Here is a 24,576-nt window from a genome sequence, read left to right on the forward strand (position 1 = left end):
CCGCCGCATTCCATGCCCGGCTGGCTCAAGCGCATCGACCATGCGCTGGGGCTGATGGTGGCCGTGCCGGCCGCGCTGCTGGTGCTGGCGGAGATCGTGCTGCTGTTTTCCGGCGTGGTGATGCGGTATGCCTTTCACAACCCCTTGTCCTGGGGCGATGAGCTGGCGGCGATACTGTTTCTCTGGCTGGCGATGACCGGCGCGGCCACCGCCTTGCATCGCGGTGCGCACATGCGGATGACGGCCATCGTCAACCGTGCGGGAAAAGAGTGGGGCAAGATCTGGGACAACGTCGCCCTGATGTCCAGCATGCTGTTCCTCGGCCTGATCCTGGCGCCGGCATGGGCCTTCATCAGCCAGCAATGGGGATTGGTGACGCCGGCGCTGGAGTTCAACGATGGCTGGCGCGTGGCCGGCATCATGTATGCGGTGCTTTGCATGCTGGCCATGTGCATCGTCCGCCTGCTGGCGATCGGCTGGAAGCAGATGCTCGGCGGCATCTGCATGGTGGCGCTGGCGGTGTTCGCGCTGGAGTTCAGCGGCCCGCTGCTCAAGGACCTGGGCAACCTCAACTTGCTGATCTTCTTCGTCGGCGTGGTCGGCTTCACGGTGCTCAGCGGCATGCCGATCGCCTTCTCGTTCGGCCTGGCGACGTTTTCCTATTTGTCGCTGTCGACCACGATGCCGCTGGAAATCGTGGTCAGCCGGATGGACGAGGGCATGTCGCAGCTGCTGTTGCTGGCGGTGCCGATGTTCGTTTTCCTCGGCTTGCTCATCGAGATGACCGGCATGGCCAAGGCGATGATCAATTTCCTGGCCTCGTTGCTGGGGCATGTCCGGGGCGGCTTGTCGTATGTGCTGGTGGGCGCGATGTACCTGATTTCCGGCATTTCGGGGTCGAAAGCGGCGGACATGGCGGCGGTGGCGCCGATCCTGTTTCCAGAGATGACCAAGCGCGGGGAGAAGCCGGGCGAGCTGGTGGCATTGCTGTCGGCCACCGGCGCCCAGACCGAGACGGTGCCGCCGAGCATTGTGTTGATTACCATCGGTTCGGTCACCGGCGTATCGATCTCGGCGCTGTTTACCGGCGGCCTGCTGCCGGGCCTGGTGCTGGGTCTGGCCTTGTGCGTCCTGGTCTGGTGGCGCGCCCGCAAGACGACGCCGTCGGCGGCGCGGGCCTCGGGCCGCGAAGTCGGCAGCACCTTGCTGGTGGCCATTCCGGCGCTGGCGCTGCCGGTCGTGATCCGGGTGGCGGTGGTCGAAGGCGTGGCCACCGCCACCGAAGTGTCGACGGTGGGCATCGTGTATGCCGTCGTTGCCGGCCTGCTGCTGTACCGCACCTTCAACTGGAAACGCATCGGGCCGATGCTGGTGGAAACGGCGGCCCTGTCCGGCGCCATCCTCATCATCATCGGCACCGCCACGGCGATGGCATGGTCGCTGACCCAGTCCGGCTTTTCGCACAACCTGGCGCTGTTCATGGAGAACCTGCCGGGCGGGGCGATCGGTTTCATGGCCATGTCGATCGTGCTGTTCGTGGTGCTGGGCAGCGTGCTGGAGGGGATTCCCGCCATCGTGCTGTTCGGGCCGCTGATGTTCCCGATCGCCCGCGAGGTGGGCATCCATGAGGTGCAATATGCGATGGTGGTGATCCTGTCGATGGGCCTGGGCCTGTTCTCGCCGCCGTTCGGCGTCGGCTACTACGGCGCCTGCGCGGTCAGCAAGACCCATCCCGATGCCGGCATCAAACCGATCATCGGCTACATGGTCGCGCTGCTGATCGGCATCATCGTGGTCGCGGCCATCCCGTGGATCTCGATCGGGTTCCTCTGATATCGGAAACACATTCCGCAGCTTGGTATGTGGATTTGGCGGCAACTCCGGTTGCCGCCTTTTTTTATGTGCGACGGACCGGCGGAGAAAACAGCGCGGGAATCAGCGGGGAATCAGCGGGGAATCGGCTGGGGAATCGGCACGACAAAGCGATACCCGCCGGACTGGGCCGGACGGGTATCAGCGGAGGCGGGAAAATGGATAGGGAAGAGGCGGCGACGACGACGCTTCAAAGGTTGCCGCGCAATGCCGTGACGAAGAAATCGGCATTGCCCATCTGGCCGCCTTTCAGGGAAATTTCCAATCCGCGCAGTTCTTCCTTGTCGGAGATGACTTGGCACAATGGGGCGCCCGGCGCCAGCTTGGCCGAGATTTCCAGCGCGTCCGGCCCCAGCACCTGCGTGATCTGGCTGGACGTATCGCCGCCGGAGAGGATCAGGCGCTGCAGCGGCGCCGCCTTGAGGATGGCTTGCGTGAGCAGGCCCAGGCGCTGGCCCAGCAGGCGTCCGCCCTGATGGCGCGCCTGTTCGCGGTCCATGCCGCGCTGCGCCAGGCTGGCGATCATGGCATCGATGCGCGCATCCCCGGGGCCGCGCGCGGTATGGATGATGACGCTGCGCCCGGCGTGCAACGCGGCGACGGCCCGTCGCGCCATCGTCGCCTGCGCGTCTTGCCAGGTGTCGTCGCCGACCAGTGCGGTCGCGTCGACGGCGATCTCTTCAAAGCCGGCATCGATGGCGGCATCGACCTGCTGCGCGCTGAGCGGCGAGGCGCTGCCTGAGACGGCCAGGATGCAGGCGGCGCCATCCACATGCCGGTAACTGCGGCTGGCTTGCGGCAAGCGGCCTTGCGATTGCCACCATTGGGTCAGCGCATATTCCAGGCCTGAAGAGCCGACGGCGAAGAGCGTTTTGCGCGATGCCCGGCGCAATTGCGCTTCACGCTCCAGCAGCCGTCCGAGCTCGGTCAGGTGATCGCTGCTGGCGGTATCGAGCAGCACGGCGGCGGCGTCGGCAAACTGCGCATCCAGTTCCTGTTCGCGCGCCTGCGGCGCAAGTTCGAACAAGGGCAGGTGGAAATTGCCGATCGGCAGTGCGGTTTGCCGGCCCAGGTGCGCGGCCAGGTCGCCTTCATCCATCGGCGTGACGGGGTGGCGGCGCATGATGGGATGACGGTCGATACGGTAGACCCGGCCGTCGGTGCCAGAACGCGCAAACAGGTTCCCGAACAGGCAATAGCGCTGCAGCGCCGGCGTGCCGGCAACGATGGGAATCGCATCGGCGCCGATCTGGGCGCGCGCGATCTCCATGACCCGGCCGATGCTGCCGATGGCCGGCGAACTGTCGAAGGTCGAGCACACCTTGTAATGCACGATGGGCGCATCCAGGGCATGCAGCGCCTGGAACACCGGCGGCAGGGCGACATCCATTTCCGCCGGCGACATGCCGCGGCTGTCGCCGGCCACGCCGATGGCGTCGAAGCCGCCCAGCCGCTCCAGCATGGCCGGCGTGGGCGCTTTCAGAAAGAGCGCGCAACGCAGTCCGGAGAAGGCAAGCACTTCGAGCGCATCGGTCGAGCCGGTGAAATCGTCGCCATAGAATGCCAGGCGCAAGGTCGGGGATTGTCCGTTGCCGCGCATGCTCAGTCCTTGTTGAAATAAGCCAGTGCCGCCTTCAGCGCCGGACGGGTCTGGGCATATTGTTCCAGCGAGACGCCCGACACTGCCGCCTCCCATCCTTCCTTCATGCTGGCCACGCCCGCTGCGATGCCTTGCGGATGCCCGATGATGCCGCCGCCGGCCAGGTGCATCAGGTCGGTGGATTGCAGCAGGCGGTACAGGTCGGGCGCTTGTCCGGCCCATTGCCCGGAAGAGAACACCGGCATCAGCGGCCGGGTGCCGGCGAAACCGGCCAGGCACTGCCTGGCCGAAGCGATCACGGAATCGTCCGGTTCCCAGAATTTTCCGCGCAGGCCGTTGACGTGCAGATGGTCCACCCCTGCCAGGCGCCACAGCTTCTGGTAGGCGGTGAACGAGAAACCGAGATGGGGAAAGCGCGTGAACGCGCCCCAGCCATTGCGGTGGCCGTGGATCGGCAACTGCGTGTGGCGGCGCAGATGCTCTACCCCGGCAAAGCCGACCCAGTTGGCGCTGACCATCACGCAGGTGCCGCCGGCAGCCAGCACGGCGTCATGGCGCTGGCGCAGCTCTTCGATGCTGCCTGAAATATTGATGGCATACATGGGCATGCGTCCCAGGCGGTCGGCATGGCGCTTGAGCACCGGCATGACGGCTTGCAGGCGGGCGTCGAAGCTGGCGTAGTCGGGATCGGCCAGCAGTTCGTCGTCCTTGATGAAGTCGATGCCGGCCGCGCACAGCGCATCGACCATTTCCGCCGTTTGTTCAGGCGACAGGCCGATGCTCGGCTTGATGATGGTGCCGACGATGGGGCGGCCATGCACCCCGGCGAATGCGCGTGTGCCTTCGATGCCGAACCTGGGGCCGGGAAAGCGCGCGGCGTAATCGTCCGGCATGTCGATGTCGAGGATGCGCAGGCCGGTGATCTCGCCCAGCTCGAACAGGTTGCCGGCGACGGTGGCCAGCAGCGAAGGCAGGTTGGCGCCGACATTGGCGCACGGGAAGGCGATTTCTACTTCGCCGCGATGGAACACGCCTTGATGGCCGTTGCGTTCGGCGTGGGCGCTGCGCAGCGACGGCTCCATGGCCGGCGGCAGCATGGCGACATGGATGACGCGGGCGCGCGAACGTTGCTTGAGCTCTTCGGTTTCGCCGGGCAGGGAAAGAAAGGTCCCGCTGGATTGTTCGCCGGCGATGATTTCCGCCGCCTTCGGAATGGGGACGGTGCTTTCGACGAAATAGCGGGCGGTGAATTCTTTGCGTGGAGAAGGTTGGTTTGGCATGTCGGCTACGGGTTATTGGCAGCGCCGTATGGTGTTGTCGTATGGCGCAGCAAGGTCGTCTCTTGTCGTTTGAGTTGGGATGGCGCACACCGGGCGGCCAGTGTCGAATATAAGATTGACCGTCAAAAGCATCAAACGATATGATTTCTGGACGCCCTGCAAAAAACTCACAATAGCGAAGACAGGCCACACCAGGATTGCCCGTGCCACCGTCTCTGCACGACACCCCCGGGCATGCAGAACAGAGGAGACATGCCAGATGGCATATGTTGCGCCAACGCGGATACCCCGCCCGTCCCTGAATGCGCTGCGCGCGTTTGAAGCGACCGCGCGCTTGCGCAGCTTCGGCGCGGCGGCCGAAGAGCTGTCGGTCACGCATGGCGCGGTGAGCCGGCATATCCGCTCGCTGGAAGACACGCTGGGCGTCATGCTGCTCATGCGCAACGCCCATTCGACCGAACCTACCCCGGAGGGCGCGCGGCTCGCGGAAGGGCTGTCGCGCGCCTTCAACCTGATCCAGGCCAGCGTGGAGCAGGTCAAGCCGGGGCCGTTGATCCTCTCCTGTTCCGAGTCCATCATGATGTATTGGCTGCTGCCGCGGCTGGCGCAGTTCCACGATCGCTATCCGGACATCAAGGTCAGCTTCAACATGAACCATGGCCATGTCGATTTCGCGCGCGACAACGTGAGCGTGGCGATCCGCATCAATACCATCGAGCCGCCGCGCGACATTGTGCCCATCGAGTTGGTGCCGGAGTGGATCGGGCCGGTGTGCACGCCGGAATACATGCGCTCATCCAGCCTGCGCATCCCGGCCGATTTGGCCCGGGTGCGCCTGCTGGCCACCAAGACGCGCCCGCAGGCCTGGCAAGAGTGGTGCGACGCTTCCGGCCAGGCCGGAGTGCAGCCCGTCATCGCGGAGGCCTTCGAGCATTTCTACCTGCTGATCCAGGCGGCGAAATGCGGATTGGGCGTGGCCAATGTCCCGCGCATGCTGGTGCGCGACGAACTGCGTTCGGGCGCCCTGGTGGCGCCGTTCGGTTTTGTGCCGGGACCGCATCACCTGGTGCTGTGGGTGGCGCCGCATATGGCCGGACGCCACCAGGCCGATGCGCTGGTGGCGTGGCTGAAGCAGGAACTGGACGCCGCCGAAGGCGCTGCCTGAACCGTGCTTGCTTACATCGCCGAACCGCCATCGGCGTTGTAGACCGAGCCGGTCACGAACGACGATTCATCCGACGCCAGGAAGGCCACGACCGCAGCGATTTCATGCGGCTGCGCGCCGCGCGCCAGGGGCGTGGACGCCATGATGGTATCGACGAAACCAGCCGGCTTGGTTTCCAGCTGGCGGGCCACGAAATCGGTCAGGGTGAAAGCGGGCGCGACCACGTTGGCGCGTACGCCGGTCTTGGCGAACTCGCGGGCGATCGATTTGGTCATGGCGATGACGGCGCCCTTTGAGGTGGCATAGGCCGCCGTGCCCAGCATGCCGCCGCCGCGGATGCCGGCAATCGAGCTGATGTTGACGATGGCGCCGCCAGCCTGCCTGACCATGTGCGGCAATACCGCCTGGCAGCACAACCAGGTTCCGGTGGTATTGACTTCCATCACCTTGCGGAATTCGGCAGGCGCGATGTCGAGGAAAGGTTTGGCGCTTTCCAGCCCGGCGCTGTTGACCAGCGCATCGATCCGCCCCCACTTGCCGATGACCGCCTCGGCCATCCTGGCCACGCTGTTTTCATCCGACACGTCGATTGCCATGGCCATCGCTTGCAAGCCTTGCGCCTGGAAATGTTGCGCAGTTGCCAAGGCGGCATCTGCGCGCAGGTCGGCAATGGCGACGCGGTAGCCGCGCTGGGCCAGCATGAGGGCGGATGCTTCGCCGATACCGCTGGCGCTGCCGGTAACGATGGCGACTTTGGTATTGTTCTCCATGTTTTTTCTGGGTAGGTATTGGGTTGATGAATGACGCGCGCAGCCTGAAACCATCACGTCTACGCCGCATCTTAAGAGACGGGTATGCGGCGGGCAAACGATATGAAATCCCGGTAATGTGAGCAAAAGTCACAGGCGGAAATGGCATGGCGGCCGCCTGAATGCGGCCAATGTCCTTTTCCTGCGGAATGCGGAATGCGAAAATCCGGGCCGGAACACCTGAACCAGGAGAAGAATCAATGAGAGACGAAATCAAGATCCGCCCGGAAGAGCATTCCGACATCGGCGCAATCCGGGATGTCACTGAAGCGGCATTCAGGCATGCGGCGTATTCCAGTCACACGGAGCACTGGATTGTCGATGCCTTGCGGAGAAGCAATCAGCTATCCATTTCCCTTGTGGCCGAGCTCGATGGGAATATAGTCGGCCATGTCGCCATTTCGCCCGTCAGCATTGCGGCTGGAGTAGCGGGAGTGGCCGGGGTGGCCGGCTGGTACGGTCTCGGCCCCATTTCCATCCTGCCTGGGCACCAGGGAAAAGGCATCGGCTCCGCACTGATGAGGGAGGCGCTGTCCGAACTCAAGGCACGCAATGCGCAAGGGTGTGTCGTCCTTGGCGATCCCAATTACTATGGACGATTCGGGTTCCGCGTTCATGAGGGGCTTTTTTATCCGGGCGTTCCCCCCGAATATTTCCAGGCGCTTGCGTTGAATGGCGGCATGCCCACCGGCGAGGTTGCCTACCATGACGCATTCAATGCGACAGAATGACGAGAAATAAAAAGAGCAAGACCTGTCATTGCGACCGGCGCGCTATTCTTCTGCCTCGGGAGCGAATTCCTCAGCAATATCAACGCTCAGTACGAAGTGTCGGCGCAGGTGGGGTGGGTGATCGATACCGGCGCATGCCCTGCTCAATCCGGCAACGACACAACCGCTGTCCAAACTTGCGACTGGCGTACCGAACCGATTCAATCGGCCTCGCAACACCTTGAATTGAGGGGGCATGGGGCAAAGGGCCAAGCAGGTATTCAGCCATCGTCTTTCTGTATGACCTGGATTTTGTTGCTGCTGCGGGTTGTCCTGGAGGTGCTGGCTAAAATGGCGGCACGCATTTCTTTGGTCATGAGTTCCGCGGCGGGCCGAAGCACATCGCCCTTGCGGGTGATCAGGCCCAACGGGCGCGTGATGACGGGCCTGGTAAGGCGCTTTGAAACGATGCCGGTATAGGGCGCGCCTGTGATGGCAAGCTCCGGCAGCAAGGCGATGCCGACGCCGGCCGCCACGAGGCTGATGGCGCCGGAGACATGGTTGATTTCGTACTGGATGACGGGCCGCTCCTGGATCCTGGCGAAGGCGCGATCGATGACGCCGCGGTTGCCGCTGCTTGACGAGACCGAGACCAGCCTTTCGCCGCAGAGCGCTTCGCACGAAACCGACCCCAGGTGCGCAAGCGGATGATCCGCCGGCATCACCGCCAGATAGTGTTCATTGGCGATTTCTTCAAACTCGATGTCCGCTTCCTGCGCGCCGATGAAGTTGATGCCGAAGTCGGACTCCCCCTTGCGAACGCTTTCGAGAACGTCGATGGCGCTTTCGTCGATGACTTTCACCCTGACGTTGGGATGCTGCAGCGAGAATTTCCGCAATACGCGCGGAAGGACGCGGGTGGCCACCGAAGGAATGCAGGCGACCGTGACGTGCTCCCTCCTGTGAACCGTTCCTTGCTCGACGTTCTTCATGGCAATGTCGAGTTCCTCCAGCACCGCCAGGGCATGGGTGAGGAAGATCTCGCCGGCGCGCGTGAGGGAAACGCGCCGCGTCGTCCTGTTGAACAGACGTTCCTGGAGCGCATGTTCAAGGTTCTCGATGCGCCTGCTGAGGGCGGGCTGGGAGATGAAAAGCCCTTCTGCCGCGGCCTTGAAGCTCGATTGCCGGGCCACGGCGACAAACGCCTGAATTTCACTGGTCTCGATATTGATGCGCATTGTTTATTAATCGTTAAATTAAATGCATTTAACTTTTTAAACAGATTTGCCCAATATTGCAAGTTTCAATAACTCTACTGAAGGAGACCGTGATGAAAAGGAATTCTCTGGCCGTTCAATTCAAACGTGTGGTCTTCGCGTTGGCGCTCGTCTCGGTCGCAAGTTGGGCCCAGGCGGCGGATATCCACGTGGTCAGCTCGGGCGGCTTTGCCGCGGCGTACAAGGCGCTGGGCCCGGGCTTCGAGAAGAAGACCGGCCATAAGCTGATTTCCGATTGGGGGCCTTCCATGGGCGAGACCCGGCAAGCGATTCCCAATCGCCTGGCCCGGGGCGAACAATTCGACGTGGTCATCATGGTTGGCGATTCGCTGGATGGTTTGGTCAAGGCCGGCAAGGTGTCGCAAAAAGACCATGAGCTGCTGGCCTTGTCCCGCATCGGCCTGGCGGTCAAGGCCGGCGCCCCCAAGCCGGACATCTCCAGCATCGATGCCTTGAAGAAGACCTTGCTCGCCGCGCATTCGATTGCGTATTCCGATAGCGCCAGCGGCGTTTACCTGTCGACGGTCCTGTTCAAGCGTTTGGGAGTGGAGGAACAGCTCAAGGGAAAAGCCCGCATGATTCCGGCCGAACCCGTCGGCAACGTGGTGGCGCGCGGTGAAGCGGAGCTGGGCTTCCAGCAGCTATCCGAGTTGAAGCCCCTGGCCGGCATCGACATCGTCGGCCCGCTGCCGGAGGCGGCGCAACAGGTGACGCCCTTCTCTGCGGGCATCGTCGTCGGCGCGCGGCAGCCGGAAGCGGCCCGTGAGCTGCTGGACTACCTCGCCTCCCCGGAAGCGCAGGACATCATCAGGCAAGCGGGGCTGGACCCGGCTCCCAGGCACCGACAATAAACTGAACCAGGCGAGCGAGAGAGACAATAATGCATAACCAACACGCCAAACCATCGAAACTGTCGACCGTCATTCGCGTGACGAGCGGCAATTTCCTGGAAATGTTCGACTTCTTCCTGTACGGCTTTTACGCCAGCTACATTTCGAAGACCTTTTTCCCGTCCGACAATGAGTTCGTATCGCTCATCCTGACGTTCGGCACATTCGGCGCGGGCTTCCTGATGCGCCCCCTGGGCGCCATCATCCTGGGTTCCTACATCGACCGCGTCGGGCGCCGGCAAGGCCTCATCGTCACCTTGAGCATCATGGCGGTCGGCACCGTACTGATCGCTTTTGTGCCGGGATATGCGTCGATCGGCATCGCCGCGCCGATCCTGGTTCTCATCGGACGCCTGTTGCAAGGCTTCTCGGCCGGCGTCGAGCTGGGCGGCGTTTCCGTGTACCTGGCGGAAATGGCGACGCCAGGCCGCAAAGGTTTCTACGTGAGCTGGCAATCCGCCAGCCAACAGGCTGCCATCATGGCATCCGCGCTGATCGGCTATCTGCTGAGCCAGTGGCTGGCGCCGGCCCAGATCAGCGATTGGGGATGGCGCGTTCCGTTCTTTATCGGCTGCATGATCGTGCCGGTGATTTTCATCATCCGCCGTTCGCTCCAGGAAACGGAAGAGTTCCTGGCGCGCAAACACCATCCTTCCTTCGGCCAAATTGTGGCGTCGATCGCCCAGAACTGGAGGATTGTCATCGCCGGGATGATGATGGTGGTCATGACGACGGTTTCCTTCTACCTGATCACCGTCTATACGCCGACCTTCGGTAAGAACGTCCTGAAACTGTCGGCATCGGAAAGCCTGATTACGACCTTCTGCGTCGGGTTGTCGAACTTCATCTGGCTGCCGATCATGGGCGCCGTATCCGACAAGGTGGGGCGGCGCCCGGTCCTGATCGTCTTCACGCTGCTGGCGATCCTGACCGCCTATCCGGTGATGAGCTGGCTGGTCGCCAACATCAGTTTCCGGAATTTGCTGATCACCGAACTGTGGTTGTCCTTTATCTATGCCAGCTACAACGGCGCGGCAGTGGTGGCGCTCACTGAAGTGATGCCTGCCCATGTGCGCACGGTCGGCTTTTCGCTCGCCTATAGTCTGGCGACGGCGATTTTCGGCGGCTTTACCCCGCTGGTCTCTACCTGGCTTATCGAAGCAACCGGCGACAAGGCTTCCCCCGGTTACTGGATGACCTTCGCCGCCGTATGCGGACTGGTTGCCACGGTTCTTCTGTATCGCAACCAAGGCCGCGATACGGCCATCGGCGGCGTGGGGCAGGCGAGCCGGTAAGCGAGTCGGTAAGCGCGCCGGCGGCGGAGGGATTGGGAAGGAAAACCCCTCCGCGCCGCGGCCGCCGGGATCATGCGGGCAGTCCGGAGGGGGCTTGTCTTCGCCAGCCGGCCAATGGCACGGGATGTTAAGATTTGTGCGCAACAGAGGGAGCGCGCCGTTGCGAAACGCCTCCTGAAAAATAATGCACTGATCCCGGGTCTTGTATGGAAATCCGCCAGCTAAGATATTTTGCCAGCATCGTTGAACACGGCAGCATCGGCAAGGCCGCGCTGGAGCTGGGCATGGTGACCTCGGCCCTGAGCCAGCAGATCACCAGGCTGGAGAACGAACTGGCGACCCGCTTGCTGCAACGGACTTCCACCGGCGTGGTGCCGACCGACGCCGGGATCGCCTTTCTGAAGCAGGCGCAGCTGGCGTTGCGGCATATCGACGACGCGGCGCTGGCGGCCCGCCAGGCACGCCTGTCCGGCCATGTCAGCGTTGGCATGGCCTCCAGCACGGCGGGCGTGATGGGGCTGGCGTTCATGGCGGCGATGCGGGCGCGTTATCCGGATGTGCGCCTGCGCATGGTGGAAAGCCTGTCCGGCCATTTGGGGGCCATGCTCGGGGCGCGCCAGATCGATCTGGCCATCCTGTTCCAGGAAGAACCGGCGCAGCGCTGGAGCGTGATGCCCTTGCTCGACGAGCGCCTGTTCGTCATCGGCGCGGCGACGTTGCCGGGCATGCCCGCGGCGCGCCAGGCACGGTTGAAATCGCTGGGAGACTTGCCCCTCATTCTTCCGACCCGCAAGCACGGGCTGCGCTCCTTGCTGGATACGGCGTTCAAGCATGCGGCCTATGCGCCTCGCATCGTGATGGAAGTCGACGGCTTGCCCATCCTGATGGATGCCGTGCGCGCCGGCATTGGCGCCACCATCCAGCCTGGCGCCGCGCTGGCCCGTTCGGAGAACGCCGGCCTGGCCAGTGTGCCGCTGGCCGGCGGCGACGCCACGCGGCCGAACCTGATCGTCAGCGTATCGGATGACGAATTGTCCCCGGCCGGCCTGGCCGCCCGCGTGCTGCTGGCGGAGGTGGCGCGCAAGCAGGTGGAAGAGGGACGCTGGCCTGGCGCCGCCCTGCGTCCCACCACCCTTCACAAAAACTGAATATCTCTTGCCGGCCCGCCGATAGCGGCGCGGGGCCGGCGTGCCTATAGTCGTCTCCTGGACATATCTCAAGGAGGGGACGGCGATGATCGACGTTCTAGTCATCGGCGGCGGCAACGCCGCGCTGTGCGCCGCCATTATGGCGCGCGAGGCCGGCGCCTCGGTGTTGATGCTCGAATCGGCGCCGCGCGCCTGGCGCGGCGGAAACTCCCAGCACACCCGCAACCTGCGCTGCATGCACGACGGCCCGCAGGACGTGCTGGTGGATGCCTATCCGGAAGAGGAATACTGGCAAGACTTGCTGAAGGTTACCGGCGGCCTCACCAATGAGCACCTGGCCCGCCTCACGATCCGGGCCTCGGCCATCTGCCGGCCCTGGATGCGCAAGCACGGCGTGCGCTTCCAGCCGCCGCTGTCGGGCGCCTTGCATGTGGCCCGCACCAATGCATTCTTCATGGGGGGCGGCAAGGCCTTGGTCAACGCCTATTACCGCAGCGCAGAGGCGCTGGGGGTGCAGGTTCTCTACGACACGCCGGTTGACGCCATCGAGCTGGATGGCGCACGCTTCGTCGCCGCGCGCAGCGGCAGCCGCCGTTTCGCGGCGCACGCCTGCGTGCTGGCTGCGGGCGGCTTCGAATCCAATCGCGAATGGCTGCGCGAGGCCTGGGGGCCGAACGAGCGCGGGGAATGGCCGGCCGATAATTTCCTGATCCGCGGCACCCGCTTCAACCGGGGCGACCTGCTGCGTTTCATGATCGATGCCGGCGCCGACAAAATCGGCGATCCGACCCAAGCCCATATGGTGGCCATCGATGCGCGGGCGCCGCTGTATGACGGCGGCATTTGCACCCGTATCGATTGCGTCTCGCTGGGCGTGGTGGTCAACCGCGATGGCGAGCGGTTCTATGACGAGGGCGAGGATTTCTGGCCCAAGCGCTATGCCATCTGGGGACGCCTTGTGGCGCAGCAGCCTGGGCAGATCGCCTATTCGGTGATTGACGCCAAGGCGGTCGGGCACTTCATGCCGCCGGTATTTCCCGGCGAGAAGGCCGACACCCTGGCGGAACTGGCCCGCAAGCTGGGCGTGCCCGAGGCGCGCTTCGTCCAGACCGTCGAAGCCTATAACGCCGCCTGCAGCGGCGGCCGTTTCGACCATACCGTCTTGGACGACTGCCGCACCGAACATCTGCATCCCCCCAAGACCCACTGGGCACGGCCGATCGACAAGGCGCCGTTTTACGGCTACGCCCTGCGGCCTGGCGTGACATTTACCTACCTGGGCCTGAAGGTCAATGAGCAGGCCCAAGCTCATTTCTCCGGCCAGCCCAGCGAGAACCTGTTCGTGGCTGGTGAAATGATGGCCGGCAATGTTCTCGGCAAGGGCTATACCGCCGGAGTAGGCATGTCCATCGGCACCGCTTTTGGACGCATCGCCGGCGCCCAGGCGGCGCAGTTCGCCACACGGCAATCTGGAGTTGAAAATGCACAAACTTGAAACCCTGGCCAGGCAGGCGCGCGACGATGCCGGCAATGCCGGTTCCTCCCCGGCGCCGGCACATCGGCGCATCATTCCCATCGCGGCGATGAACGCCGAAGAAACCGAAGTGGCGCGGCAGATGCAGATCTGCAATGCCTGCCGCTATTGCGAAGGTTTTTGCGCGGTCTTCCCGGCCATGACGCGGCGGCTGGAATTCGGCAAGGCCGATGTCCACTACCTGGCCAACCTGTGCCACAACTGCGGCGCCTGCTACCACTCCTGCCAGTACGCGCCACCGCATGAATTTGCGGTCAACGTGCCCAAGGCCATGGCCAAGGTGCGGCTCGACACCTATGCCAGCTATGCGTGGCCGGCGGCGGCCGGGGCGCTGTACAAGCGCAACGGATTGGCGGTCGCGCTGGCGCTGGTGGCCGGCCTGGCGCTGTTCCTGCTGATGGCGCTGGCGGCCAATGGCACGCTGGCCGGCGGTCAGCTGGGCGCCAACTTCTATGCGGTGTTTCCCCACAACCAGTTGGCCGGGATGTTCGGCGCGGTTTTCGGATTCTCCGTGTTGGCGCTGGGCATCGGCGTGACGCGTTTCTGGCGCGATGTCTCGGCCGGAACGGCGAGCGCCGGCGCCGTGCTCGAAACGACCGGCAATGTGCTCGCGCTGACTTATCTGGGGGGAGGTCACGGCGAGGGATGCAACGAATCCGACGACGCGTTCACCCTGTTGCGCCGGCGCTTTCACCACTTCACTTTCTACGGTTTCATGCTGTGCCTGGCGGCGACTACGGTGGCGACCTTCTATCACTATGCGCTGGGGATGGAGGCGCCTTATCCGATCTTGAGCTTGCCCGTCCTGCTGGGAACGGCCGGCGGCATCGGCTTGCTGATCGGGCCGGCCGGCCTGCTGTGGCTGAACCTGCGGCGCCATCCCGAGCATGGCGATATCAGGCAACGCCCCATGGACCGCGGCTTCATCGTATTGCTCCTGTTGACCAGCCTGACGGGCTTGGCGCTGCTGGCCTGGCGCGACAGCGCTGCCATGGCGGCACTGCTGGCCCTGCACCTGGGATGCGTGATGGCGTTGTTCGCCACGCTCCCCTACGGCAAGTTCGCCCATGGCATCTACCGCTGCGCAGCACTGCTCAAAGCCGCCATCGAAAAACGACAGGCCGTCCACATCGATCCCGGATCCACCTGATTCGCCCGATCCACCGAGGCCGGCCAGGACGGGTCAATAAAAAGAGAAAGGCCCGTCATTGAGGCTCGTCTTGAGACCAGTCATGGCGCCCGGCGCGCTATTTGCGTTCTATCCGCGCTTGCTGCGGCGCCATTTTCCCCAGCATGCCCGCATCGCCCTGAATCCTGCCCAGCTTGACCAGTCCCTTTGAATAGCCGAATCCCTTGTAGAAAATCGCCAGGTTTCCCCAAGGGGCATAGAAGGCGATATCTCCTGCCTTAGGAGTGAATCCCTCGGGAGAGCCGGCTGTTGAAAGCCCTCTGGGCAGTTGGGCGATCTTTTCCGTGCGGTTGTAATCGGTCAGTTCGACAGATAGGGGGAGCATTGCCGCGAAATCCTGCGCGGCGGCGCTGGATTCCAACTCTGCGGTAAGCACAGCGTCATTGGTCGTAATGCGGATCTGAATGGTGCCAGTCATTGTGGTCGCAGTTTGCTGTAGAGGATCGGAAGACGCTTCAGCAATGGCTGGAGCGGTCAATACGCATGCCGTCATGAGCGCCGGCATGCGAAAGGAAGAACGGTTCTTGGACATATTAGGGTTGAGATGCTTTGCTTTCCACGGTTCATTGTTTCAGCAATGGGCAAATCAGAATACCGATCGATGGCTACTTGCTCCCATAAGCCACATTAATTAATCGGGCTTGCTGTCCTCGCATTGCCCAGGCATTGTCACGCATCTCGCCATGCATATCGCCGCGCATCAATGTCGGCGGCTCTCATAGCGAAGCGCATTGACGACCAACGCAAATGCCGGCGACGGCTGCCGCCGGCTCGGATAGTACAGGTGATAGCCCTCAAATCTGGGGCACCAGTCTTCGAGCACTCTGACCAACCGTCCCGATTCCAGGTGAGCGGCCAAATCGTCCTCCGGCAACAGCAGTATGCCCAGGCCGGCCAATGCCGCATCAATCTGCGGCGGCGCCGTATTGAAGATCAAGGTGCCGTCCACCCGCACATTGATCTTCTTGCCGCGCTTCTCGAAGTCCCAGACATAGAGCCCTCCCGAGGTAGGCATGCGCTGATTGATGCAGTTGTGGGACATCAGGTCGTCGGGATGTTTGGGAACCGGGTGTTGTTCGAAGTAAGCGGGCGATGCAGCGACGACCATCCTCAGCGGCGGGCCAATCGGAATGGCGATCATGTCCTTGTCGATCGTCTTGCCCCAGCGCACGCCGGCGTCAAAGCGGTCGGCGACGATGTCTCGAAACGCATAGCTCATGTCGAACTCGAACTTGATGTCCGGGTACTCCCGCAGCAGCGGCGTGAGCTTGGGAAGCAGAATGCGCTCAATAATGCCGTCTCCGGAAGTGATGCGCACCGTACCGCCGGGCTTCTCGCGCATGGCGGTCAACGCGTCCAGTTCGGCCTCGATCTCGTCAAAGCGATTATGCGCTGAACCACTCGCAAACGCTGCAACAGCGCCAGCAGATCATCGCCGAGGCGGCCCGGCAGCGATATGCCGAGTTCACCGGCGGCGCGACCAGGTATACCAGCGGCACGGTGCATCGGCTTGATGCGGATACCCACCCGATCCAGCGCGAGTTCTATGACTTCTATCGCACGCCTCGCGGCGAATTCACGCCGGCGACCTCGACTCCCGAGGTCACCACGCATCCGACGCTGACGAGCAACGTGAAGTTCATGAACTTCTACCCCTTCAACGATATCGAGACGATCTCGCCGCGCCCGATGCTGTTCATTGCCGGCGACCAGGCGCATTCGAAGGAGTTCAGCGAGGAAGCATATCGCCTGGCCGGACAGCCCAAAGAGCTCTATTGGGTCAAAGGCGCGGGGCACGTGGATCTCTACGACCGCACCGATCTCATTCCCTTCGACAAACTGGCGTCCTTCTTCCGTTCAAGCTTGAAATGAAGCGCGCATGAGGCAATCCGGGTAATCCGGGCAATGTAGCGCCGCCCGGTGAACCCTGGAAACAGCTCATCTAAAGCAGCTCATCTTCATTCATCCGGCTGTCAAAAATCGGGAGTTCGCTGGCGCAAGTCAGGCCAGTTTCTGACATACCTCTGAAATGCTGTCGCCTAACATGGCGATTCAGCCATGCACGGAGGTCGACATGAATACCCATGAGACAGAATCCATTCCACCCCAGCACCAGGATCGTCAGCCCGGCAGCGAGCAGCTGATGGAACCGCAGCCGGCATCCGGGCCGGCTGCCCGCCCGGCGCGGCGCCTGGCCGGAAAAGTCGCGCTGGTTTCCGGCGGCGACAGCGGCATCGGGCGCGCCGTCGCGCTGGCCTTCGCGCAGGAGGGCGCCAGGTTGGCCATCGTCTATCTCGATGAGCACGAGGATGCGCACCGTACCTGCGACGAGGTGCAGGCGATGGGCTCGCCCTGCCTGCTGCTGCCGGGCGACATCGCTTCCCCGGCCTTCTGCCGGCAGGCCGTGCAGTCTACGATCGATGCCTATGGCCGTCTCGACGTGCTGGTCAACAACGCTGCCCAGCAGTATCCGGCGGCCACCATCGAAGATATCTCCGGCGAGCAGCTGGAGCACACCTTCCGCACCAATGTCTTTTCGATGTTCTACATGGTCAAGGAGGCGCTGCCTTACCTCACGCGCGGCGCGCGCATCATCAATACCGCCTCGGTCACCGCCTATCGCGGCAGCAAGCACCTGATCGATTACTCGGCGACCAAGGGAGCGATCGTCTCGTTTACGCGTTCGCTGTCACAGCAGCTGGCGCAGGCCGGCATCCATGTCAACGCAGTCGCGCCGGGACCGATCTGGACGCCGCTGATCCCATCCAGTTTCACTGCCGAAGAGGTTGAACAGTTCGGCAAGAACGTGCCGCTGGGCCGCCCCGGCCAACCGGACGAGGTGGCGCCGGCCTACGTCTTTCTCGCCAGCGAGGGCGCTTCCTACATGACCGGGCAAGTGCTGCACCCCAACGGCGGCGAGATCATCAACAGTTAGGAGGACGCATCATGCTCACCCGCAATCAACCGTTGCCGGAAGGCGAAGCCGATTCTTGCCGGGAGGCCTGTTGGTATTGCCACGAGGTCTGCCGCAAAACCGCCTTCGACATGAGCCCGGCTGCGGCGCAGGAAATGAACCTGGACGATGTCCGCGTGCTGTTCGAATGCGCCGAGCTGTGCCAGCTGTCGGCCAACTGGCAACTGTCGGGCTCGCCATATCGCCGCCAGATATGCGCCGTGTGCGCGCAGGTCTGCCGCGAATGCGAGCGCCGCTGCGCGGGCAAGATCGACATGGAAGAGTGCGAGTACGCCTGCCGCCGCTGTGCGGAAAGCTGCGAGGCGATGGCGTGATGCGCCGGTCGCTGCCGCGCAGGCCCGGCCCTCATCAAGCCGCGCCGACTTCATTGTCGGAAAATGCTCACCAGGAATGGCGTGCTGGGCCGATAGCCGCGTGGCGGCGACTTCGTTAGGCTGGATGTTCGGAGCGCCGATGCGCGTCCGAGTTTTTCAACCGACCAAGGAGATATGCAAATGTCTAGTGAACATACCCGTGGTGGCAGCCACGAACAGCACGTCAAGGCAGGACAGCAAAGCCACAAGAACTCGCCGGGGGCGGGCAGCGGCGGCGCCAGGTCGGCCGGCTCTTCCCAGGGCGGCACGCATGAGCAGCACGTGAAGGCCGGGCAGCAAAGTCACAAGAACACCAAGTGATGCGCTGACCGCCTCAACGGCAACGGCCGTCTGCAAGGCGGCCGTTGCTTCGTCAACAGGCTGGCCTGAGGCGGCCATGATGACGAGCGTTCCTGAAGGGAGGCTGTCATATCCGTCGCATCCTTTTTCAGGGACGGCGGCCTCGAATCCCAACGATTACAATGGAAAAATGAATGAAAACTCAACAGATCGTTCTTTCAATGGCGTTATCGCTGGCCGCGGCTGCGGTCAGCGCCCAACCGTTTAGCCAGCCGGGTCCCACCGGCGATAATCGCGCCGCCACCGGGAACCCCGGCACGCAGGAGCCACCGGCAGGCAACGGGAAAAAGGCTGCGCAGCAGAAGAAACCGATGCGCGGAGGCGCCGCCGCGCCAGGCGCATCGAAGCGGGCGGCGCCGGATAGCCCGGCGCCTGTCCACTCCTCGGGAACGCCGGCAGAAAACTCGTCGCGGCCGGAAAGCGCGAAATAAACGGGCTTGGCCGATTCCCCAGCGTTACCTTCCATCGATCGCGGGTAGCTATCACGAGCAGATTTTGCTCGTGATAGAACCGCCGATCTCATGCCGCCAGCGCCAAGGATTGATTAGCCTGGCTAATATCCTCTTTAAGTATTCTTCACCTAATCTGTACTTTGCGAACCGGCGTCAACAGTCGCCAGCACTGGCTCTGGTAATCGACGCGTTGAAAATGACCTCGTGATAAGCCAATGGCGAAGGCCGATATCGACCATTCACCCTGGCGCCGGCTGGACGTCCATTGCAGGCGAGTCGTTTATGCGTGCTCAGATAATTGGCAAGTTCTGCCTGAAGCCGCCTGGGCTGCCTTGCAGGATTGGGCATCCGTGCTATCCACGGGCTTTTCCCCGACAACCTTGGCAAACGCTCCGTCACGAACATTGAGACCTATCGAGGTTGCGCGATGGTGCTGGCTAAATCAGCCAGTGTGGTGCCGCGCATAGCTTCGCTGAATCGTTCATGCGCTTGTTGCAGTGCTCCGCCTACGGCCGAATTGACCGCAGCCTCGACCGGGCATTGGGGATGGTCCGACGATGGTCCAATTGCGAAGATATTTTCTGTGCTCAGTGCATTTTGCACGTCCAGTAGTGACACATGCTCGGCTGGCTTGGCGAGGATCCAACCGCCGCCTTTCCCGCCTTCCGATTGGACAATGCCGTGGCTCTTCAAGCATGCCATCGTTCTTCTGACGACCACCGGATTCGTGTTCAGCATGAGCGCAATGGTTTCCGACGTTTCCCTGCCGCCGAGTAAATGCATATGAACCAGAACGTGCAACATGCGGGACAAACGCGTGTCAGTGCGCATCTACGACTTTCCATGAACAACGATTGGTGGGGTTGACCGGGAAATATGTGTAACTTATGATGTTACGCGTATTTCATGTCCGGAGATTCTATCGTGAAAGCTATCCAAAGCCGATTGGTTGCTGTGAACGGCATCAACATGCATGTCTCTGAGCAGGGACAGGGGCCTGTGATATTGCTTTGCCATGGATTTCCTGAGACATCATATTCATGGCGGCACCAGATGGGGCCCCTGGCCGAAGCCGGTTACAAGGTGGTCGCACCGGATATGCGCGGATATGGGAGGACTGATAGTCCTGGTAGCGTCGAGGAATTCTCGATGGAGCATTTGGTGGGCGATATAGTCGGACTGCTTGATTCCATGGAGGTTGAGGATGCCCTGATCGTTGGTAACGACTGGGGGGCTAGCGTGGCTTGGCAAGCGGCATTGAGATTTCCGCGTCGTTTCCGCGGCTTGGTAGCCCTTGGCGTGCCCATGATGCGGCGGGCACCTGTACCGCCGACGACGTTTTTCCCGCGCACAGAAGAGTTAGAACTCTATGCGCTTTACTTCCAGGGTGTTGGAACCGCAGAACAGGAATTCGAAGAAAACGTTGCCGAATCCGTGCTCAAGATACTGTACGCAGCCTCAGGTGAGGCTGGGCCGCGCAAAGAGGGGGATGGAACGCCAAATCCATTTGGAATGGTGAACCGGAAGGCGGGCCTGCTCGCAACTCTTCCGGTTCCCAACCCACTACCGCCTTGGATGAGCCAGGAAGACATCGACGTCTATGCACAGGCGTTTGGAAGAAGTGGCTTCCGAGGAGGACTAAATTACTACCGGAACCTGGATAGGAACTGGGAACAAGAGGCAGCTTACTCGGATGCCGTCGTTGTTGTGCCGACGCTATACCTGGTTGGTGAGAGGGACACAGGGTTGAGCATCCCCGGCATGAGAGAAATAATCGCGTCGATGCCGGAACTGGTGCCAGATTTGCGTGGTGCGCATGTCATTCCAGAATGCGGTCATTGGATTCCACAGGAACGACCAGCCATTTTGTCCAAGATGATCATCGACTTTGCTAATGAGTTGGAGGTCAGGCAGGCGTAGCAAAGATTTCCAGTCAGGCTCCGAACTAAAACGCTCTGGGTATCGATGCGAAGATTGCTCGTCTATCGGAAAGGCGCTGATGGCTACGGAAAATGAATGGTTCGTTTCCAACGGATGCAGGAAGGTTTAGCGGGCCTTTTTGGCGGCGCCAGTTCGTGCACCCGGTGTTTTCACGGAACGTTTGCTCGAGGATTTTATTGGCGCCGAGTCGCGCTCCTTGATGCTGGCGGCCGTTTCCTGGAACAGTTGCCGCAACCACAGGACCGACGGGTCATTGTCTCGAAACTTGTGCCACTGAACGTTTTCCGTGAAGTGAGGGATTTCTGTAGGACAGGGCAATAGTTTCAACGGAAACTGCCTCGTAATCTTCGCAGCTAGTCTGTGCGGAAGAGTTGCAATCAAATCTGTCCCGATGAGTAGTTCTGGAACGAGGGAGAAACTCGGTGCAACCACCGTTTGTTTCCTGTGCTTGTTGCCGGCTGCAATGACACGCGTATCGAACGTGATTCTTCGGCCACCACCCCATTCCACGCTGATGTGATTCGCGTCGAAGTATTCCTCAGTCGTCAATTCTTCTTTGTCTTTAAACGCCCCATTCGCACAGACTAAGCAAGAGAATTTGTCTTCGAACAGCTCTTCTTTGGGATGCCCCTGGACAATCGCATAGTGCGGAATGATAAGAATCTCAGCATCTCCATTCTCCAGATTGTCCGGTGTCTGTGGATTGATTGACCGCAGGTCGAACTCCATCATCGGCGCCACCACTGACGCGCGCCTAATCACCTCCGACAGGAAAACATTGATGACGTAGTCGGACGATTCGATAGTGAATTTGCGAGTCGACGTCGACGGGTCGAACGACGGCCGCGCGCGGGTGATTGTTTGTACCTGCAAAAGCACGTCTCGCACGGGCTTGATGAGGCTGGAGCCCAGCGGTGTGAGCGCATTTGTCTTCCCGACAGACACGAGTAGGTCATCCTCAAAATACTCGCGAAGTCTCGCAAGGGCGCAGCTGGTGGCGGGCTGGCTAAGGAACAGACGCTCCGAAGACTTGCTTACGCTGCGGGTAGATAGCAGCGCGTCCAGGACAACCAACTGGTTCAAATCGAGTTTATTGAATCGCATGGCAAGATATTTACGCTGTAAATGTTTCGGATTTAGACAATCAATTTCACAAATGTAATGCCAAACCTATAATCCATTCAAGCGGTGAAGAACAACCGTCGACATTCAACTACAACTGGAGAGAGACGGTGATTGTTCAAAATGGAACGCCACGTTCGAGGTTCGGACAGTGGGGGCTGGTCGCCACCCTGACGATACTGAGCATGCTGGCGCAGCTCGACAAAAACATTCTGGTTTTGATGGTCGCGCCGATTCAAAAGACCTACGGCGTCAGCGACGTCGAAATCAGTTTCCTGATTGGTGCAGCATTTGCAATCGCCAACATCGCTGTTGGCATACCGGCTGGTTGGATGGCGGATAAGTGGAACCGCCGTGTAGTCATTGCGGCCGGCGTCATTATTTGGTCCTTGGCCTTGTCGGCGAATGCGGTGGCAGCCAGCTTCTTCGGCCTCGTGGCGGCCCGTGTGATTGTCGGCGGAGCTGAAGCGCTCATCCCGCCCTCGTCGTACTCGCTCATTCGTGATGGTGTCGATGAAGACCGCCGGGCACGCGCACTCTCTATTTACACAATGGCCCTGATGCTGGGGACAGGCCTGTCCTTGGTTCTTGGCGGGCCGCTGCTAGCCGCTGTTCATAATGCCGGATGGACGTATATCCCGGTTCTGGGTCACGTCACCTCTTGGCAGTTCACGTTGTTCTTGATTGGCGCCGTGGGCTTGCCGCTGGCCATGACCGTGTTCTTGAATCGCGACCCGGGCCGGTCTGCTGCGGCACCGGCGGAGCTGGCTGCCTCGAATGCGCGAGCTTCATCACTGCCGGACTATCTCTGGGCGAATCGCGCGTTCTTCATCCCCATCCTGCTGTTCGTCGTCGCCAACGCAATTGTCACCTTCGGCATGGCGGCTTGGTTGCCTGCAATGGCGGGTCGCAAGTTCATGCTGGAGATGCGTACGTTTGGTCTTTCGCAGGGCATCATCATGCTGACCGCCGGCCCCCTGGGTCTCTGGCTGGCCGGTATCGCGATGCAGAAGAAGAATGCCAATAATCCGCTCGCTCGAATCATGTCTGTCGGCCTGGTATCGAGTCTGGCGATGACCATCATGCCGACCGCGCTGGTCTTGTCTTCCAGCCTGCAGTGGTTCTGGACCATCAACTGCTTCGTCGTCCTGAGCTCCTGGACCTTCATGTCAGTCACTTCCGTGGTCATCGCACGTACGGTGCCGGCCACATCAGTTGGCCTGGTGATGGCGGTGGTGCTCTTCCTCAACGGCCTGGTCGGCCAAGGCTTCTCCCCGACGCTGATTGCCCTGGTTGGACGCTACGTCTACGGCGGTAGCGAGCATGCGCTGCCCTATGCGATGGCCACAGTGTTCGTTACAGCTGGATGTATTGCCTGCCTGGCGGCGATGAGACTGGTTTTTGTTGTGCAGCGCAGGTTCACAGGCGGAATCAAAGCCGAGCATCAGAATTCGGCCGCCTGATTACATAAAAAACAGGGAGACATGACGTGTTGAAGAAGACTTTATTGGCAGGAGCAGTGATGCTTGTCGCTGCGTCGGCACAAGCCCAGACAGAGAACGTGACGATTTCAGGTGTGTTGGGTGCGGGCGTTTTATACACAAATAACGCAAGCTACCCCAATGGCGGCGCCCGCATGCAGCAAGGCAATACCCATGCTGTCCCGTTCATCGCATTTACCGGCCGTGAAGACTTGGGGGGCGGCGCATCGGCCATCTTCAAATGGGCCAACTATGTACAACTCGATACCGGCGGCTTCAGCCCCTTCGAGACCTTCGTGGGCCTGAGCTCGCGTGACTACGGCACCGTAACACTGGGCAACCAGTACGACTTGCTGGCCGACCTGGTTCCGTACACGTCCGAGCGCTTCACCTCGAACCTTGCGACGCACCCGGGCAACCTGGACCGCACGGTCGGCAATCCGCTCAACAGCCTGGTCAAGTACAAGTCGCCGGAGATGAAGGGTTTCCAGTTTGGCGCCCAATATGGCTATGGAACCCCGACATCGACCACCAACAACGGCAATACGATGGGTTTCAGCGCCAGCTACACCTCCAATCCGTGGCAATTCTTGGTGGTGTGGGAGACGGTGCATGACGTCCCTTACTCGCCGCGCAGCTCCCTGGGCGTGCCGACGCTGTATGGCATCGACTTGGTGAAGAACCCCACCACCAAGGTGGCACAGAACCAGAACACGGCGAGCACTGGTGTTGTGTATTCCAACGCAGGATGGCGCCTGATGGGCAACTACAGCTACACCAAGCTGTCCGCGCTGGGAATTTCAGCAAAGGCCCAGACCATCGACGTCGGCGCCTATAAATATGTCACAACGGCCCTGCGCCTTGGCGGCGGCTACGCCTACACGAAGCTGGAGAACTACAAGTGGAACGTGGTGCATGCACACGCCGATTACGCCCTGTCGAAGCGCACCAGCCTCTACGCTCTGAGCGTCTTCCAGGCAGCAGGCCAGGGGCAGGTCGCGGCCATGCGGTTCCAGCCTATCGCTTCGACGAGCAGGCAGGTCGTGTTTGAGGTCGGTGTTACTCATGTCTTCTGACCCCGGTTAAGCAGTTTGTTGTTTCGTTCAACTCGTTCATACGGAGAG

General features: G+C 61.5%; 23 protein-coding genes and 1 pseudogene. 16 read left to right on the plus strand and 8 right to left on the minus strand.

What is annotated here, in order from left to right; translation table 11 throughout:
• Positions 1 to 12 precede the first annotated feature (12 nt).
• Complete coding sequence (locus FB597_RS06000; RefSeq protein WP_221292241.1) at positions 13 to 1,833, plus strand: TRAP transporter large permease subunit; 1,821 nt, start codon at positions 13 to 15, stop codon at positions 1,831 to 1,833.
• Between the two features lie 229 nt (positions 1,834 to 2,062).
• Here the strand turns inward: FB597_RS06000 and FB597_RS06005 are convergent, their stop codons facing one another.
• Together FB597_RS06005 and FB597_RS06010 are read right to left on the minus strand one after the other, a co-directional pair.
• Entirely contained in the window at positions 2,063 to 3,472 is a 1,410-nt protein-coding gene (locus tag FB597_RS06005) for a four-carbon acid sugar kinase family protein (protein WP_144768629.1), read from the minus strand.
• 2 nt (positions 3,473 to 3,474) lie between these two features.
• Positions 3,475 to 4,752 carry a ribulose-bisphosphate carboxylase large subunit family protein gene (locus FB597_RS06010; RefSeq protein WP_144768631.1) on the minus strand — a complete coding sequence of 426 codons (1,278 nt, stop codon included), beginning with the start codon at positions 4,750 to 4,752 and terminating at the stop codon, positions 3,475 to 3,477.
• Between the two features lie 259 nt (positions 4,753 to 5,011).
• Between FB597_RS06010 and FB597_RS06015 the strand changes: the two genes are divergently transcribed.
• The gene (locus FB597_RS06015; protein WP_144768633.1) at positions 5,012 to 5,917 is read left to right on the plus strand and encodes a LysR substrate-binding domain-containing protein; all 906 of its coding nucleotides are present in this window, start codon (positions 5,012 to 5,014) and stop codon (positions 5,915 to 5,917) included.
• A gap of 11 nt (positions 5,918 to 5,928) precedes the next feature.
• Here FB597_RS06015 and FB597_RS06020 read toward each other — a convergent pair whose 3' ends face one another.
• Positions 5,929 to 6,687: an SDR family NAD(P)-dependent oxidoreductase gene (locus FB597_RS06020; protein WP_186442743.1), complete on the minus strand. Its 759-nt coding sequence runs from the start codon at positions 6,685 to 6,687 to the stop codon at positions 5,929 to 5,931.
• Between the two features lie 239 nt (positions 6,688 to 6,926).
• Here FB597_RS06020 and FB597_RS06025 point away from each other — a divergent pair, with 239 nt between their 5' ends.
• Positions 6,927 to 7,457: a GNAT family N-acetyltransferase gene (locus FB597_RS06025; protein WP_144768637.1), complete on the plus strand. Its 531-nt coding sequence runs from the start codon at positions 6,927 to 6,929 to the stop codon at positions 7,455 to 7,457.
• 260 nt (positions 7,458 to 7,717) lie between these two features.
• Here FB597_RS06025 and FB597_RS06030 read toward each other — a convergent pair whose 3' ends face one another.
• The gene (locus tag FB597_RS06030) at positions 7,718 to 8,674 is read right to left on the minus strand and encodes a LysR family transcriptional regulator (RefSeq protein WP_144768639.1); all 957 of its coding nucleotides are present in this window, start codon (positions 8,672 to 8,674) and stop codon (positions 7,718 to 7,720) included.
• A 92-nt stretch (positions 8,675 to 8,766) separates the two neighbouring features.
• Between FB597_RS06030 and FB597_RS06035 the strand changes: the two genes are divergently transcribed.
• The 5 genes from FB597_RS06035 (at position 8,767) to tcuB (ending at position 14,730) form a co-directional block, all read left to right on the plus strand.
• The gene (locus tag FB597_RS06035) at positions 8,767 to 9,564 is read left to right on the plus strand and encodes a substrate-binding domain-containing protein (protein WP_141913996.1); all 798 of its coding nucleotides are present in this window, start codon (positions 8,767 to 8,769) and stop codon (positions 9,562 to 9,564) included.
• 29 nt (positions 9,565 to 9,593) lie between these two features.
• Positions 9,594 to 10,898: an MFS transporter gene (locus tag FB597_RS06040; protein WP_144768641.1), complete on the plus strand. Its 1,305-nt coding sequence runs from the start codon at positions 9,594 to 9,596 to the stop codon at positions 10,896 to 10,898.
• A gap of 206 nt (positions 10,899 to 11,104) precedes the next feature.
• Positions 11,105 to 12,046, plus strand: a complete 942-nt coding sequence (locus FB597_RS06045) for a LysR family transcriptional regulator (protein ID WP_144768643.1) — start codon at positions 11,105 to 11,107, stop codon at positions 12,044 to 12,046.
• 85 nt (positions 12,047 to 12,131) lie between these two features.
• The gene (tcuA, locus tag FB597_RS06050; protein ID WP_141913993.1) at positions 12,132 to 13,541 is read left to right on the plus strand and encodes an FAD-dependent tricarballylate dehydrogenase TcuA; all 1,410 of its coding nucleotides are present in this window, start codon (positions 12,132 to 12,134) and stop codon (positions 13,539 to 13,541) included.
• Positions 13,528 to 14,730, plus strand: coding sequence for a tricarballylate utilization 4Fe-4S protein TcuB (gene tcuB / locus FB597_RS06055; protein WP_144768645.1), 1,203 nt, complete (start codon positions 13,528 to 13,530; stop codon positions 14,728 to 14,730). Before tcuA ends, tcuB begins: the two co-directional genes overlap by 14 nt.
• Positions 14,731 to 14,827: 97 nt before the next feature.
• Here the strand turns inward: tcuB and FB597_RS06060 are convergent, their stop codons facing one another.
• Complete coding sequence (locus FB597_RS06060) at positions 14,828 to 15,301, minus strand: cyclophilin-like fold protein (RefSeq protein WP_141913991.1); 474 nt, start codon at positions 15,299 to 15,301, stop codon at positions 14,828 to 14,830.
• A 168-nt stretch (positions 15,302 to 15,469) separates the two neighbouring features.
• Positions 15,470 to 16,156: pseudogene (locus FB597_RS06065) on the minus strand (LysR substrate-binding domain-containing protein); the annotation flags it as partial.
• Between the two features lie 113 nt (positions 16,157 to 16,269).
• Between FB597_RS06065 and FB597_RS06070 the strand changes: the two are divergent.
• The 5 genes from FB597_RS06070 (at position 16,270) to FB597_RS06090 (ending at position 18,887) form a co-directional block, all read left to right on the plus strand.
• Positions 16,270 to 16,641: an alpha/beta hydrolase gene (locus tag FB597_RS06070; RefSeq protein ID WP_255463849.1), complete on the plus strand. Its 372-nt coding sequence runs from the start codon at positions 16,270 to 16,272 to the stop codon at positions 16,639 to 16,641.
• Between the two features lie 202 nt (positions 16,642 to 16,843).
• Positions 16,844 to 17,704 carry an SDR family oxidoreductase gene (locus tag FB597_RS06075; RefSeq protein WP_144768647.1) on the plus strand — a complete coding sequence of 287 codons (861 nt, stop codon included), beginning with the start codon at positions 16,844 to 16,846 and terminating at the stop codon, positions 17,702 to 17,704.
• 11 nt (positions 17,705 to 17,715) lie between these two features.
• Positions 17,716 to 18,057 carry a hypothetical protein gene (locus FB597_RS06080; protein WP_144768649.1) on the plus strand — a complete coding sequence of 114 codons (342 nt, stop codon included), beginning with the start codon at positions 17,716 to 17,718 and terminating at the stop codon, positions 18,055 to 18,057.
• A gap of 180 nt (positions 18,058 to 18,237) precedes the next feature.
• Positions 18,238 to 18,417 (plus strand): hypothetical protein, encoded by a 180-nt coding sequence (locus FB597_RS06085; RefSeq protein ID WP_141913987.1) that lies wholly within the window; start codon positions 18,238 to 18,240, stop codon positions 18,415 to 18,417.
• Positions 18,418 to 18,590: 173 nt separating this feature from the next.
• Positions 18,591 to 18,887 (plus strand): hypothetical protein, encoded by a 297-nt coding sequence (locus FB597_RS06090; protein ID WP_141913986.1) that lies wholly within the window; start codon positions 18,591 to 18,593, stop codon positions 18,885 to 18,887.
• 432 nt (positions 18,888 to 19,319) lie between these two features.
• Here FB597_RS06090 and FB597_RS06095 read toward each other — a convergent pair whose 3' ends face one another.
• A complete protein-coding gene (locus FB597_RS06095; protein ID WP_141913985.1) occupies positions 19,320 to 19,739 on the minus strand; it encodes an Rrf2 family transcriptional regulator in 420 nt (139 codons plus the stop codon).
• 93 nt (positions 19,740 to 19,832) lie between these two features.
• Here FB597_RS06095 and FB597_RS06100 point away from each other — a divergent pair, with 93 nt between their 5' ends.
• Positions 19,833 to 20,828, plus strand: a complete 996-nt coding sequence (locus FB597_RS06100) for an alpha/beta fold hydrolase (RefSeq protein WP_255515733.1) — start codon at positions 19,833 to 19,835, stop codon at positions 20,826 to 20,828.
• A 126-nt stretch (positions 20,829 to 20,954) separates the two neighbouring features.
• Here the strand turns inward: FB597_RS06100 and FB597_RS06105 are convergent, their stop codons facing one another.
• The gene (locus FB597_RS06105; RefSeq protein ID WP_255517088.1) at positions 20,955 to 21,932 is read right to left on the minus strand and encodes a LysR family transcriptional regulator; all 978 of its coding nucleotides are present in this window, start codon (positions 21,930 to 21,932) and stop codon (positions 20,955 to 20,957) included.
• 224 nt (positions 21,933 to 22,156) lie between these two features.
• On the opposite strand from FB597_RS06105, the gene FB597_RS06110 reads away from it, so the two are divergent.
• A complete protein-coding gene (locus tag FB597_RS06110; RefSeq protein ID WP_141913983.1) occupies positions 22,157 to 23,434 on the plus strand; it encodes an MFS transporter in 1,278 nt (425 codons plus the stop codon).
• Between the two features lie 26 nt (positions 23,435 to 23,460).
• Positions 23,461 to 24,528 carry a porin gene (locus FB597_RS06115; RefSeq protein WP_255515734.1) on the plus strand — a complete coding sequence of 356 codons (1,068 nt, stop codon included), beginning with the start codon at positions 23,461 to 23,463 and terminating at the stop codon, positions 24,526 to 24,528.
• Positions 24,529 to 24,576 lie beyond the last annotated feature (48 nt).

This window comes from Herbaspirillum sp. SJZ099, from assembly GCF_007828355.1.
Classification (GTDB): Bacteria; Pseudomonadota; Gammaproteobacteria; order Burkholderiales; family Burkholderiaceae_D; genus Herbaspirillum.